Genomic DNA, 13,494 nt, shown 5'->3' on the forward strand with positions numbered 1-13,494 from the left:
CGGTCTGACGGCCGGTTCGCCGGGACTTCGAGCACGAACGGCGCGAGGAGGCCCGGAGCCCGTTCGTCCACATCGCACCGAGCATCGCGGCACGAGGCGCGCGCCGTATCCAACGGGGGTGCGCGCCGCCGCCGCCGTCCGACGCGCCGCGCGCGGCGGCGGTCAGGAACAGGCAGACGCGGCCAGCCTGGGGGAATACCTTGCGTACCCCGCCGCCGGCCGGTAGCTTCCGGAGCGCCTCAAGGCTCGTTCGTCCTCGACCTCTGATCCGGCCGCCTGCTGCAACGTGGTTGCCTCGTCCGAACGTGGGGTGACGGCCGGTCGTCGGGGAGCGTTTTCGCGTGCGGCCCGCGGCACGATCCGGGCCGTCCGCGAGGGAAGCGGGGATCGTGCAACGGGATTGGCGGCAGACATGAGCAAGCGGCTTTATGTGGGGAACCTGGCGTTCCATTCGACGGAAGACAGCCTGCGCACCGCGTTCGAAGGGGCCGGCGTCGAGGTGCTCTCGATTCAGTTGATGACGGACAGGATGACCGGGCAGTCGCGCGGGTTCGGGTTCGTCGAGGTGAGCGATGCCCAGGCGCAGGCGGCCATCAATGCGCTGCACGGCAAGGACCTCGACGGCCGTACCCTGACGGTCAACGAGGCGCGCGAGCGCACCGGCGGCCCCGGTGGCGGCGGCGGCGGTGGCGGCTTCCGCGGGGGTGGCGGCGGCGGCGGCCGTGGAGGTGGCGGCGGCGGGCGCGGCGGTGGCCGCGGCGGTGGTGGGCGCGACCGCTGGTAGCGCCGCAAGGTCGACCCCGACGGCGCGCTCAGCGCCGCGCGGGGCGTCTCGCCCGCTCGACCACGGGCGCCGGGGCGCGGAGCGCAGGGGGATCCCCCAGGAAATAAAACAAGGAACGCCAGCGCGAAGGCGCGGCGACCCGCGCAGGAGCCCGGCCATCGCTGGCCGGACTCCTGACCGGGTAGAGCGGAGCTAGCTGGAGCGCTTCGCCCCGGGGCGGCGGAACGGCGCGCGGCCGGCGAAGACCTGGCCGTCGCCGAGCGCGTAGGAGATCCGGAGCAGCTGGTTGTACTTCGCGACGCGATCCGAGCGGGACGCGGAGCCGGTCTTGATCTGGCCCGCGTTCGTCGCGACCGCGAGGTCGGCGATGAACGTGTCCTCGGTCTCGCCCGAGCGGTGGGAGATGATCGACCGGTAGCCGCCCTCGGCCGCCTGGCGGATGCAGTCGAGGGTCTCGGTGACGGTGCCGATCTGGTTCAGCTTGATGAGGATGGCGTTGGCGAGGCCGTCCTCGATGCCCTTCGCGAGGCGCGCGGGGTTCGTCACGAAGAGGTCGTCGCCGACGAGCTGGACCTTCTTGCCGAGCCGCTCCGTGAGCAGGCGCCAGCCCTTCTCGTCGTTCTCGGCGACGCCATCCTCGATGGACACGATCGGGAACGCCTTGGCGAGCTCGTCGTAGATGGCGACGATCTCCTCGCGGGTCTTCGACTGCTTGTCGAAGGTGTACCGCTCGGTCTTCGCGTCGTAGAACTCGCTGAGCGCCGAGTCGAGCGCGACGCCGACGTCCTCGCCCGGGCGGTGGCCGGCGGCCTCGATGGCGCGCACGACGTACTCGAGCGCCGCCCGGTTCGACGGCAGGCGCGGGGCGAAGCCGCCCTCGTCGCCGACGGCCGTGACCATGCCGTCCTTCTTCAGCAGGCCCCTCAGGGTGTGGAAGATCTCGGCGCCCGTGCGCAGCGCCTCGGCGAACGACTCGGCGCCGTAAGGGACGATCATGAACTCCTGGATCTCGAGGCCGTTGTCGGCGTGCACGCCGCCGTTCAGGATGTTCATGAGCGGCGTCGGAAGGACGCGCGCCGCGGCGCCGCCGAGGTAGCGCCAGAGCGGCAGGTCGACCGTGTCCGCGGCGGCGCGGGCGGCGGCCATCGAGACGGCGAGGATGGCGTTGGCGCCGAGCTTCGACTTGTTGGGGGAGCCGTCGGCCTGGATGAGCACCTTGTCGAGCTCGGCCTGATCGAGCGCATCCATCCCGAGGACGGCCGGACCGAGGACGGTCTCGATGTTCTTCACCGCGGTGAGCACGCCCTTGCCGAGGAAGCGCTTCTTGTCGCCGTCCCTGAGTTCGACGGCCTCGTGCTCGCCGGTCGACGCGCCGCTCGGCACGGCCGCACGGCCCGTGCCGCTCAGCGTGGTGACCTCGGCCTCGACGGTGGGGTTGCCGCGCGAATCGATGACTTCGCGCGCGATGACGCTCTGGATCTCCGACATGACCTCTCCTCAAGGGGACCGCCTTCGCGCGACCCCGGCAGCTCTCGAAGGGGGCTCGAGAAGCGGCCGGAGCATAGGCACGGCCCCCCCCGGATGTCGACGCTCCGGTGCACCCGCGGCGCGCGGCGCGGGATCCGGCGCGGACCGACGCGGACCGACCCGTCGACCTACGCGCGGCGCGCGAGGTGGACGCGCGCCCGGGTCGACGGTCGGTGCGCGCCTGGCGTAAGCTCGCGCCCGCGTGGAAACGTCCATCGGCGTCTTCGGTGAGGAGATGCTCCTCTGGCTCTGCATGCTCCGCCAGTCCCCGCGGCGGCCGCCGGCCGATCACGTGCTGCGGCAGGCGAACCTGCTGCTCGAGGAGCTGAAGGGGTCCAGGCTCGCGCAGGGGATGCCGATCGCGTCGGTCGACGACGGGATGTTCGCGATCGCCGCGTGCGCGGACGAGTTCGCGATGTCGCTGCCGGACCTGCGGCCGGTCTGGGCGCAGCGCCCGCTCCAGGCGTCGCGGTGGACGACCAACAACGCGGGCGTCGAGTTCTTCGAGCGGCTCGAGCGCGTCCGGAAGGGCCCGCTCCCGGTGATGGCGACGTACGCGTGCGTGCTCGGGCTCGGCTTCCGCGGGCGCTACGGGCTGCCGGGGCAGAACCCCGACGATCTGCTGCGGATCCGCCGCGAGCTGTCGCTCAAGCTCGGCGTGGATCCGGATCGGGACTGGAAGGGCGGGGTGCTCAAGCCGGTGCAGGTCGAGGGCGTCGCGGTGCAGCACCTCCCCACCCAGTCGTTCTGGCGGTCCGTGCTCGTCGGGCGGGTGCTGGCGTCGCTCGTCGCGATCGCCGGCGCGCTCGCGCTCGCGTGGACGATCGCCCAAAGGGTCCGATGAGCGGCTCCTTCGTTTACGAGCTGGCGAGCGTCCACACGCTGGTCGAGCAGGCGAACCTGGGCAACGACCAGGGGATCTACGCGGTCCCCTGCTACCTGGTGCTCGGCGAGCCCGGGTCGGGCCGCTCCACGGTGATCCGCTCGATGAACCTGACGTGGCCCGTGAGCGGCGGGCAGCTCCCGATCGGCGTGCCCGGGGCGCGGTGCTCTTACTGGCTGGCGAAGGAGGCGCTCTTCATCGAGCCGGAGGCGTCGGTGCTCGGCCCGCGGCGGGAGCCGGCCGAGCTCTCGCGGCTCTGCGACGAGCTGCGCCGCGCGCGGGAGCGCGAGCCGATCGACGGCATCCTGCTCGTCCTGAGCATCGCGGAGTTCGTCGAGCTCGACGAGCAGGGGCTCGACGCGTACGCGAACCGCATCCGCGCGTACCTCGTCGAGGTCGGCCGGGCGCTGCACGCCGACGTGCCGACGTACGTGGTGCTGTCGCGCTACGACACGCTCTGGGGCTTCGCCGAGGTGTTCCAGTGGACCGCCGAGCGCGGGCGCGAGGAGCCCTGGGGCTTCACGCTCCCGCTCGAGACGAGCCCGGACAACGCCGGGCCGCGGATCCTCCAGGAGCTCGAGGGGCTGAACGCGCGGCTGGAGTCGACCTGCCTCGCGCGGGTGAGCTCGGAGGACGCGCCCGAGGCGCGGACGCGGGCGTTCCAGCACCTGGCCGAGGTGCGGGCGCTGATGCCGCGGCTGCGGCAGCTGTTCGGGGTGATCGCGATGGCGAACGCGTTCGAGCGGGCGCCGTGGCTCCGCGCGGTGGCGATCGGCAGCGCGATGCCCGGCATGGGGGACCGGCTCCGCGCGGGGGTGACGCGGTTCATCAACATGGGGCTGGCGCAGCCGCCGAACGTGGCGGTCGCGATGCGGCCGGGGGGGCTGCCGATCCACGCGACCCTGAGGGCCGTCGTGCTGCCGGAGCGGGACATCGTGCCGCTCCGGCAGCGGTGGCGGGACGACCGGTTCACGCTGTTCTGCTTCGTGGGCGGGCTCTTGCTGCTGCTCGCGGCGGGGCTCACCGAGATCATCCTGCGGTACGCGATGTGAGCGGGCGCCGAGGGCGGCCCCGCCGGCCCCGGCCGTCCAGTTGACATGGCAACTCGTGGGCTCAAACGCCCCCGAGATGCGGAGCACGTCGGAGGCATGGAATCGACCTGCTGTCCAGGAGGCTCGCTCCGTCGAGCCTGGGCGCGCGCCCTCGGTGCGACCAGGCACAGCCCAGCTCAAGGGGTATCACGTCACCGCGAAGATCGGCGAGGGCCCGGGCTCCACCACGTATCGAGCCCGTCGGGACGCCGACGGCATCGACGTGGCGATCAGGATGCTGCACACCGATGACGCCCGAGCCGGCGATGTCATGCGCCTCAGGCACGCCTACCGCGCGATACGGCAGCTCGACTCGGAGAGGGTCGTCAAGGTGTACGCCGTCGAGGAGCACGAGGACGGCCTGGCGCTCGTCACCGAGGCTTTCCCGGGCGCCCCGCTGTCCGCGAAGGCGGCCTGCAAGCTGGGCGTCCGCGCGTCGCTGGACGTCTTGATCCCCGTGGCCGAGGCCCTGGCCGACATCCATCGTCATGGCCTCATCCATGGCGACGTGAGGCCTACGAACATCCTGCTCGGAGAGGACGGTCAGGTGAAGCTCACGGGCTTCGGCGTGGAGTCCATCGTGACGCGCGAGAAGGAGGAGATCTATTGCCGCCGCGTCCTCTCGAAGGTGCTCCCCTATACATCGCCGGAGCAGACCGGCCGCATGAACCGGAGCGTGGACTACCGCACCGACATGTACTCGTTCGGCGTCGTCCTCTACGAGATGCTCGCGGGGCGGAGGCCGTTCGAGGCGCTCGACCCCCTCGAGCTGATGCACGCCCACATCGCCGTGACGCCCGTCGCCCCCTCGGAGATCGACCCGGAGGTGCCCGACGCGCTCTCCGCCGTCACGATGAAGCTGCTCAGCAAGAACGCCGAGGACCGCTACCAGTGCGCCGAGGGGCTGAAGGCCGATCTGGAGGAGATCCGAGCGCGATGGCAGCGCGGCGGCCAGATAGGAGCGTTCAGCCCTGGCCGCCACGACAGGAGAGACCTCTTCCGGCTCCCCCAGAAGCTCTACGGCCGCGAAGGAGACATCCGGAAGCTCGTCGGCGCGTTCGACGACGTGCTGCGGGGCAAGCGGACGATCGTCCTCGTCTCGGGCTATTCGGGCATCGGCAAGTCGTCCCTCGTCCAGGAGATCTTGAAGCCGCTGGTGCGCGAGAAGGGCTATTACATCAGCGGGAAGTACGATCAGGTCAACCGCGACACGCCCTACAGCGCCATCGTCCACGCGTTCGACACGCTCGTCAGGCAGCTCCTCTCCGAGAGCGAGGAGCGGATCACGCGGTGGCGGGACGCCATCCTGGGCGCGCTCGGGACCAACGGACAGGTGATCTGCGACGTCCTCCCGTCGCTCGAGCACCTCCTCGGCGAGCAGCCGCCCGTCCCCGCGCTCGGCCCGGTCGAGGCCCAGAACCGCTTCATCCTCTACTTCCACAACTTCGTGTCCGTCTTCGCCCGGCACGCCCACCCGCTGGCCCTCTTCCTCGACGATCTCCAGTGGGTGGACTCGGCCAGCCTGAGCCTGCTCACGAGCGTCCTCGCGAGAGAGGACCTGGAGTCGCTCTTCTTCTGCGGCGCTTACCGCGACAACGAGGTGAGCCCGACCCACCCCTTCCTCGTCGCGCTGGAGCAGCTCACGAAGGGCGGCCTCGAGGCGCGCGACATCGTCCTCGCGCCCCTCGGCCTCGGGCACCTGACAGAGCTCATCAACGACAGCCTGCAGACAGGCGGCGGAGAGGCGCTCGCGGGCGCGATCATGAAGAAGACCGGGGGCAACCCGTTCTTCGTGAAGCAGTTCATGCGCCACCTCTACGACACGAAGGCGCTGGTCTTCGATCCGCCGGCGGGCTGGCGCTGGGACCTGCGCCAGATCGAGCGGCTGGAGTGCACCGATAACGTCCTGAGCCTCATGGCGGAGACCATCCGGCGCCTGCCGCAGGCGACGCAGCAGGTGCTCCGGCTGGCCTCGGCGATCGGCAACACGTTCGAGATGGATGTCCTGAACACCGTCAGCGAGCGGCCCCCCGACGAGACGTACGCGAGCCTCGACCACGCCGTCGCCGAAGGCCTGATCGTGAGCGCGGACGAGCAGGTTCGATTCGCGCACGACAAGATCCAGGAAGCCGCATATTCGCTGATCCCGGAGGGAGACAGGCCGGCGTTTCACTACCGGATCGGGAAGCTCCTGCTCGGCAAGCCGCGCTCCGACGAGGGGCGCGATCTGTTCGACGTCGTCAATCACCTGAACAGCGCCGGCGATCTGATCCGCGCGCCGGAAGAGCGCATGGAATCGGCCAGGCTCAACCTCCAGGCGGCCGGGCGCGCCCAGGAGTCGTCGGCCTTCACAGCGGCCCTCAGGTACCTGGAACATGGCATCTCCATGCTGCCCGGAGACGCGTGGACCTCCAGCTACGAGCTGACCTTCACCTACCACACGAAGAAGGGGCTCCTGGAGTCGCTCTGCGGACGCCACGACGACGCGCTCTCCACCCTCTCGGGGACCTTCGAAAGAGCGGTGGGGCGCCTCCACAAGACGGAGGTGCGCCGCCTGAAGATGAACGTGGAGATCCTGAAGAACGATCTGCCCGCCGCCATGGAAGAGGGGCTCGCCGCGCTCGGGGCGTACGACATCCACCTGCCGCCTTATCCGGACGACGACGCGCTCATGGCCGAGATGGAGCGGACCATCGCGATGATCGGCGACCGCCCGATCGCGTCGCTCGTCGATCTGCCCGCGCTCGACGATCCCGAGATCGCCGCCCTGCAGGACGTGCTCCAGGAGATGTTCTCGCCGACCTACCAGCTCGGCACGAACAACTTCGGCATCACGGTGATGAAGGCGCTCCAGAACTCGCTGGCCCATGGCATCTCGCGGACCTCGATCTACGCCTACGTGAACTTCGGGACGCTCCTGTGCGCCAGGCTCGACATCGAGAAGGGGTACGAGTTCGGGCGGGCGGCGGTCCGCCTGAACGAGCGCCACCCGGACGCGAAGTCCGAGTCCATGCTGTGCAACATGTGGGGAGCGTGGGTCCAGCACTGGATGGATACCTACGAGAGCTCGAAGGCGTCCCTGCGCAAGGGCGTCCACGCCGGCATGGAGACGGGGCAGTACATCTGGGCCTTCTACAACGCGTGCAACGCGAGCATGAACGGCCTCCTCCGGGGGGAGCACCTCCACGACGTCATCGAGGAGGCGAGGCAGTATCTGCCGCTCTGCAAGCTCGACAAGTTCAACGCGATCACGTGGATCGTCGGGGCCGTCGGGCAGCTCTGCGAATACCTGAGCACGCCGGACGAGGGCGACTGGAAGCGCGGGGCGTGGGTCGACATCGACGCGGTCACCGAGGCCGCCCGCAGCATCGACAACCGGGCGTCGCTCTACTTCGTGAACGTCTTCAAGGTCCACGCCGGCGTGTTCCAGGGCGCGTACGAGGAGGTGGCCGAGATCTGGGGCTCGACCGATCCGGCCCGCCTCGGCATGCTCGCCGCGTGGCACGCGAGCCCTTGTTATCACTTCTACGGCGGGCTGGCCTTCTCGCGGGCCGCGGGCGCCGCCGCCCCCGCGCTCAGGGCGGCGTACCTCGCGAGGCTCGCGGAGTGCGCGCGCAAGGTGGAGTCGTGGGCGGCGCTCGGCCCGGAGAGCCACCGCCACCGTAGCTTGATCCTGAAGGCCGAGGTCGCCCGGAGCGAGCGCCGAGAGGGCGCGGGCGCCCTCTACGATCAGGGGATCGCGGCCGCGCGGGAGGGCCATTTCCTGCACGACGAGGCGCTGGCCAACGAGCTCTGCGCTCGACACTACCTCGACCTGGGCAGGGCGTTCGTCGCGCGCGCCTACATGACCGAGGCGCACAGGCTCTACGCGCGCTGGGGCGCCGTGCGGCCGATGCTGCGCCTCGAGAGGGACTTTCCGCACGCGCTCGGGCCGGAGGCGCTGCGCAGGCGGACCGACCTCGCGCGGGACGGGGGCGCCGACGTCCGCGGAGCCGCCGTGGGTCACGGCGCTCGCCCGGGGCTCGACTTCATGACCATGCTCAGGGCCTCGCAGGCGGTCTCTGGCGAGCTGAACCTCGACCGGGTGATCGAGGCCCTGCTGACGATCGCGGTCGAGCACGCGGGCGCCGAGCGGGGGCTGCTGATCCGCGCGTCCTGTGGCTCGCACGCCGCGCACGACGTCGAGGCCGAGGTCGTCACCCGGCGCGGCCGGGTCGAGGTCACCCTTCGCCAGACGCCCGTCACCTCGAGCGATCTCCCCACCGCCATCCTCCAGTACGTCATCCGCACGCGAGAGAGCGTGATCCTGGACGACGCCGCCGTGCCCAACCTGTACTCGGAAGACGCCTACGTGCGCGGGCGGCGCCCCCGCTCCGTGCTCTGCCTCCCCCTGGTGAAGCAGGGCGCGCTGGTCGGCGTGCTCTATCTGGAGAACAACCTGACCCCGCGCGCCTTCACCGCGGATCGGATCGAGGTGCTGGAGCTCCTGGCCTCCCAGTCCGCCATCTCGCTGGAGAACGCGCGCCTCTACACCCAGCTCCAGCAGGAGAACGGCGAGCGCAGGCGGGCGGAGCTGGCGCTGCGGGAGAGAGAGGCGCGCATCCGGCGCCTCGTGGACTCCAACATCATCGGGATCGCCGTCTGGGACCTCGACGGCAGGGTCATCGACGCGAACGACGCGCTCCTGTGCATGCTCGGCTACAGCCGTGAAGATCTGACCTCGGGCAACATCCGCTGGGCAGATCTCACGCCGCCGGAGTTCAAGGAGGCGACCCGGCGGACGCTCGAGCAGGTCCGCGTGACGGGTGAGTTCGGGCCGCTGGAGAAGGAGTATTTCCGAAAGGACGGCGGCCGCGTCCCGGTGGTGATCGGCGGCGCGCGGTTCGAGGGGTCGGAGAGCCAGGGGGTGGCGTTCTTCCTCGACGTGACCGAGCGCAAGCAGGCCGAGGAACGCCAGAAGCTCCTGATGAACGAGCTGAACCACCGGGTGAAGAACACGCTGGCGATCGTCCAGGCGATCGCCGTGCAGACGCTCCGCATGGCGGACTCGCCCAAGGCCTTCACGAGCGCCTTCCTCGCCCGGTTGCTCGCCCTGTCCCAGACCCACAACCTCCTGAACCAGACCGCGTGGCAGGGCGCCGACCTCCACGACGTCGTCCGCGCCGAGCTCGCGCCGCACGCCAGCGGCAACGCCGAGCGCGTCCGCCTGGTGGGCCAGGACGTCCGCCTCCTCCCGGAGGCGGCGGTGACGCTCGGCATGGTCTTTCACGAGCTGGCGAGCAACGCGGCCAAGTACGGAGCGCTATCGCAGCCGTCCGGCCGCGTCGCGGTCACATGGGACGTGATCACCCAGGCGCACGGGCGCCTGCTCCACCTGGAATGGCAGGAGACGGGCGGGCCGCCTGTCCGGCCGCCGCGCCGCAAGGGCTTCGGCTCACGCCTGATCGAGCGCGATCTCGGCCGCCAGCTCGCCACGGAGGTGCGCCTCGACTACCTGCCTGGCGGCGTACATTGCGTGATGGACCTGCCCTTCGAGCGCGTGGGCGTAGGATGAAGCCGGTCCCAGGAGGCGAACGTGGGCTGGAGGGGCTGCGTGTCCTCATCGTCGAGGACGAGCCCATGATCGCCTCGTCCCTCGAAGACGCCCTGACCGACCTCGGCTGTGTGGTGATCGGCCCGGCGCTGAACATGAAGGACGCGACGCGCCTGGCCCGCGCGGCCGAGATCGACGGGGCGAGCCTGGACGTCAACATCGCCGGCGAGAAGGTCTATCCGGTGGCCGACATCCTGAGCGAGCGAGGCATCCCGTTCGTCTTCCTGACCGGATATGGCAAAGCTGGGTTGCGCGAGTCCGATCTCAGCCATCCGGTGCTGCAGAAGCCGTGCAGTCTGGACCGCTTCGAGGAGATCCTGGCGGGGTGGCGGTGAGCGATCCCACCGGGCTCCCGGGCGCAGCGGCGCCTGCGCGCGCTCGGCCCCGGCGCGCTCTGCCGAGGACGGCGCGCCCGTGTGGCGCGCCGCGCCGGCCTGCGCGGCGCGCCACGGCGGACACGGCCAGCGGGCGCGGCGTCGACAGGCCACGTCATCTACGTTGGTTCACGCTCGCGACACGGCATCACACTTGCAAGTCCGACGTTGGCAACGTTCGCAAGAGAGGAGGTTCTTATGGCGGAACAGCAGCGTCAGCCGACAGGCCAGGACGTGTCCGTGAGCAAGTCGCAGCAAGGCAAGCCCGGCAGCCAGGCGACAGGTCAGACCCCTTCCCAGGGGGCCGGCGGTCAGTCCACCGGGCTGCAGCGTCAGCAGGGCGGCGGCCAGATGGGGCGGTACGCCGCGGCGGGCGGCGTCTTCAACCCGTTCGCGATGATGAGCCGGATGATGGAGGACATGGATCGCATGTTCGACGACTTCGGCTTCGGAGGGTTGCTCTCGCCGTTCAGGCAGGGCCGCGCGATGGGTGAGCCTGGTGGCGGCCGGGGTCTCTCGTCCCTCGGGGGCGGCCTCTGGTCGCCGCGCATCGAGCTGGGCGAGCGCAACGGTCAGCTCGTGGTCAAGGCCGATCTCCCCGGCGTCACCAAGGACGACATCCGGGTGGAGCTCCGCGACGACACCCTGATCATCGAGGGCGAGCGCCGGCAGGAGCAGCAGGAGCAGCGCGAGGGGGTGAGCTACACCGAGCGCAGCTACGGGTCGTTCACGCGCGCCATCCCGCTGCCCGAGGGCGTGCAGGCCGACGACGTGGACGCGAGGTTCGAGAACGGCGTCCTCGAGGTCTGTCTGAAGCTGCCGCAGCAGCAGCAGCGCGGCCGCTCGGTCGAGATCAAGAGCGGCGGGCCCTCGCAGGGGACGAGCGCTGGCGGCGGCCAGATGTCCGAGAAGAACCGGCCCAGCTAGCCGATCTCGACCTGGGTCTCACCGGGGCGGCGGCGCGCCTCCGGGCGCCGCCGCCTCGCGCCCTCCGAGGATCGCGAGCTCGGTCTCGATCCACCGGTCGAGCTCGCCCTGCAGGCTGAACAGCGCCAGATCGAACTCCCGCCCGTTGATGACGATGAACGGCGTCCCCGAGAGCCCGGCGCGGTCGGCCTCGGCCTTGTCGCGCGCGACCACCCGGGCGGCGGGCTCGCCCGCCATGTCGGCGCGGAACCGGGCCATGTCGAGGCCGACCTTCTGCGCGTAGCCGAGCAGGTCCTTCTCCTCGAGCCGCTGCTGGTTCTCGAACAGGAGGCGCTCCATCGGCCAGTAGCGGCCCTGGCGGTGCGCCGCGATGGCCGCGCGCGCCGCGGCGTCGGCGTGCGGGTGCGATCGCAGCGGATACACCTTGTGGATCAGCCTGACGTGGGGCGCGTGGCGCTCGACCACCTCGTCGAGGTGCGGGACCGCGCGCCCGCAGGAAGGACACTCGAAGTCCGACCATACGACGATCTGGATCGACGCGCGATCCGGCCCGCGAGAGGGCGAGTCGGCGAGGTCGATCTGCTTCACGTTCGGACCGAACCTCACGCCGTACGCGGCCTGCGCCTCCGCGCCGCTCGCGCCGCCGCGGATCTTGTCGGCGAGGAGCTGCGCGGCCGGCGCGCAGGCCGCGCAGGCGCGCGACTCGCGGACGCACTGCGCGAGCGACACCGCCTGTTCGGGGCACGGCGCGTAGAGCTGCGAGACGAGCTGCCACCAGGTATCGCGCTCGCGGCGGACGAGCTCGGCCGTGTCCACGCCGGGCAGCTCTTCCGGCGCGCCGCCGGGCGCGTCGAGCAGCGGCGCGCCGGAGGAGCTGCCCGGAGGCCCGGGGAGCGGGACCGCGGGGGAATCGGCGAACTGGGGTTCCTGCCGCTCCGCGCCGCCGCAACCCGGGAGCGCGGCGAGCGCGAGGAGCGCGGCGAGCGCGGGCCGTCGTGCACCTGATCTCGGAATGAACACGCGCGGATGCTACACCCCTGCCGCGGCCGGGCCAGGCGCGAAGCGCCGCCCGAGGCGCGCGGCCGGCGCCGCGGCTCCTCAGAAGACGCCGCCGAGACCGAAGGTGGCGCGGCCGGGCGCGAGGGCGACGTGCGGCGCGCGCCGTCAGACCCGGCGGCCCTCGTTCCGCCCGCGGGCGTCGAGCGATGTGCGTGCGACAACTTGCCACATGTTCCGCGCGCCACAGCCGTGGCTATACGTCCCGCGCCGGACGACCGGCAGGCGCGCGCGCAGCGCGGCCCTTCGGAGACAGGACGACTCCCATGAAGACATCGCCGGGATCCACGTTGTTCGCGCTGGCGCTCGCCAGCTTCGCCGCCTTCGCGCCCGCGTGCGGCGACGACGAAGGCGTATCACCCGTGGACACCGAGCCCCCCGCCGGGACCGGCGGCGCAGGCGGCGACGAGCCCGCCGGGACAGGCGGCTCCGGCGCGACGGGCGCGGGTGGCCAGCCCGTGGACGACGAGGACAGCGACCACGACAGGGACGGCTTGACCCCGCGCGCGGGCGACTGCGACGACTTCAACAACACCGTCCATCCCGGCGCCGAGGACCGGAATTTCGATGCCATCGACTCGGACTGCGACGGGGCCGACGCGCCGGCCAAGACGCTGGTGTGGAGCGCTGCCGCGCAGCCCGATCAGCCCGATCAGGTCGACGCGCTGGCCCTCATGGACGCGGACGGCGACGGGCAGATCTCCCTCGACGAGTTCTCCGCGAGGTGCGCCGAGTCCGCCATGCTGGTGGGCACCGCGCGCCCCGGCGTGGTCCAGGTCCACGCGGTCTGCGGCGGCACGAACAGCTGCCGCGGCATGGTCTATCAGACATGGAACGAGATTTATGAGCACGCCTGCCGCGCCGTGAACAGCTGCGCGGGCTGGAGCTGCGTCGAGACCGCCGAGGACCAGGAGCGAGACGGGCCCGCCGCGTTCGCAGGCGCGAGGTGCAACCACTGCCACGCCGGCGCGGAAGGCAAGTTCAACGTGCAGGTGCCGCCCGGCGAGGACGTGAGCGCCTTCATCGCCGATTTCTGGGAACGTCGCTCGGACGCGTACCTGCAATCCGTCATCGCGTTCGGGATCCAGGGCGCCACCGCCGAGGGCCAGGCCTACTCGAACATGCCTGGCTCCTATCGCCTGCTCTCGCGCGCCGAGATAAACCGGCTGATCGCCCACCTGCGCACCCTGACGCCGGAAGGCGAGAGCTTCGAGCAGCTGCCGCCGGCAGACCCGATCGACCCGGGCAACTAGCCGGCG

General features: G+C 71.0%; 9 protein-coding genes. 7 read left to right on the forward strand and 2 right to left on the reverse strand.

Features of this window, described 5'->3' with window-relative positions:
- Positions 1-412: 412 nt before the first annotated feature.
- Positions 413-784 (forward strand): RNA recognition motif domain-containing protein, encoded by a 372-nt coding sequence (locus tag WMF34_RS39115; protein ID WP_012240305.1) that lies wholly within the window; start codon positions 413-415, stop codon positions 782-784.
- Between the two features lie 192 nt (positions 785-976).
- On the opposite strand, the gene eno is transcribed toward WMF34_RS39115, so the two are convergent.
- Positions 977-2,272, reverse strand: coding sequence for a phosphopyruvate hydratase (gene eno / locus WMF34_RS39120; protein ID WP_437990982.1), 1,296 nt, complete (start codon positions 2,270-2,272; stop codon positions 977-979).
- A gap of 241 nt (positions 2,273-2,513) precedes the next feature.
- Between eno and WMF34_RS39125 the strand changes: the two genes are divergently transcribed.
- From WMF34_RS39125 to WMF34_RS39145, 5 genes are all read left to right on the forward strand, one after another.
- Complete coding sequence (locus WMF34_RS39125) at positions 2,514-3,155, forward strand: DotU family type IV/VI secretion system protein (RefSeq protein ID WP_157907223.1); 642 nt, start codon at positions 2,514-2,516, stop codon at positions 3,153-3,155.
- Positions 3,152-4,246, forward strand: a complete 1,095-nt coding sequence (locus tag WMF34_RS39130; protein WP_012240308.1) for a type VI secretion system protein — start codon at positions 3,152-3,154, stop codon at positions 4,244-4,246. The genes WMF34_RS39125 and WMF34_RS39130 overlap by 4 nt, the downstream gene beginning before the upstream one ends.
- Positions 4,247-4,400: 154 nt before the next feature.
- On the forward strand, positions 4,401-9,839 hold the full coding sequence (locus WMF34_RS39135; protein ID WP_437990983.1) for an AAA family ATPase: 5,439 nt from the start codon (positions 4,401-4,403) through the stop codon (positions 9,837-9,839).
- Positions 9,840-9,904: 65 nt separating this feature from the next.
- Positions 9,905-10,213: a response regulator gene (locus WMF34_RS39140; protein ID WP_012240310.1), complete on the forward strand. Its 309-nt coding sequence runs from the start codon at positions 9,905-9,907 to the stop codon at positions 10,211-10,213.
- A gap of 237 nt (positions 10,214-10,450) precedes the next feature.
- A complete protein-coding gene (locus WMF34_RS39145; RefSeq protein ID WP_012240311.1) occupies positions 10,451-11,179 on the forward strand; it encodes an Hsp20/alpha crystallin family protein in 729 nt (242 codons plus the stop codon).
- Between the two features lie 18 nt (positions 11,180-11,197).
- On the opposite strand, the gene WMF34_RS39150 is transcribed toward WMF34_RS39145, so the two are convergent.
- Positions 11,198-12,199, reverse strand: a complete 1,002-nt coding sequence (locus tag WMF34_RS39150) for a DsbA family protein (RefSeq protein WP_437990984.1) — start codon at positions 12,197-12,199, stop codon at positions 11,198-11,200.
- 302 nt (positions 12,200-12,501) lie between these two features.
- On the opposite strand from WMF34_RS39150, the gene WMF34_RS39155 reads away from it, so the two are divergent.
- Positions 12,502-13,488 carry a MopE-related protein gene (locus WMF34_RS39155; protein ID WP_437990985.1) on the forward strand — a complete coding sequence of 329 codons (987 nt, stop codon included), beginning with the start codon at positions 12,502-12,504 and terminating at the stop codon, positions 13,486-13,488.
- Positions 13,489-13,494: the final 6 nt, after the last annotated feature.

It is taken from the genome of Sorangium sp. So ce145 (assembly GCF_051525985.1).
GTDB classification, from domain to species: domain Bacteria; phylum Myxococcota_A; class Polyangia; order Polyangiales; family Polyangiaceae; genus Sorangium; species Sorangium cellulosum_B.

Coding starts and splice junctions, on each gene's coding strand:
- WMF34_RS39155 (WP_437990985.1), top strand. CDS start 12,502: ATGAAGACATCGCCGGGATCCACGTTGTTCGCGCTGGCGCTCGCCAGC.
- WMF34_RS39115 (WP_012240305.1), top strand. CDS start 413: ATGAGCAAGCGGCTTTATGTGGGGAACCTGGCGTTCCATTCGACGGAA.
- WMF34_RS39145 (WP_012240311.1), top strand. CDS start 10,451: ATGGCGGAACAGCAGCGTCAGCCGACAGGCCAGGACGTGTCCGTGAGC.
- WMF34_RS39130 (WP_012240308.1), top strand. CDS start 3,152: ATGAGCGGCTCCTTCGTTTACGAGCTGGCGAGCGTCCACACGCTGGTC.
- eno (WP_437990982.1), bottom strand. CDS start 2,272: ATGTCGGAGATCCAGAGCGTCATCGCGCGCGAAGTCATCGATTCGCGC.
- WMF34_RS39140 (WP_012240310.1), top strand. CDS start 9,905: ATGATCGCCTCGTCCCTCGAAGACGCCCTGACCGACCTCGGCTGTGTG.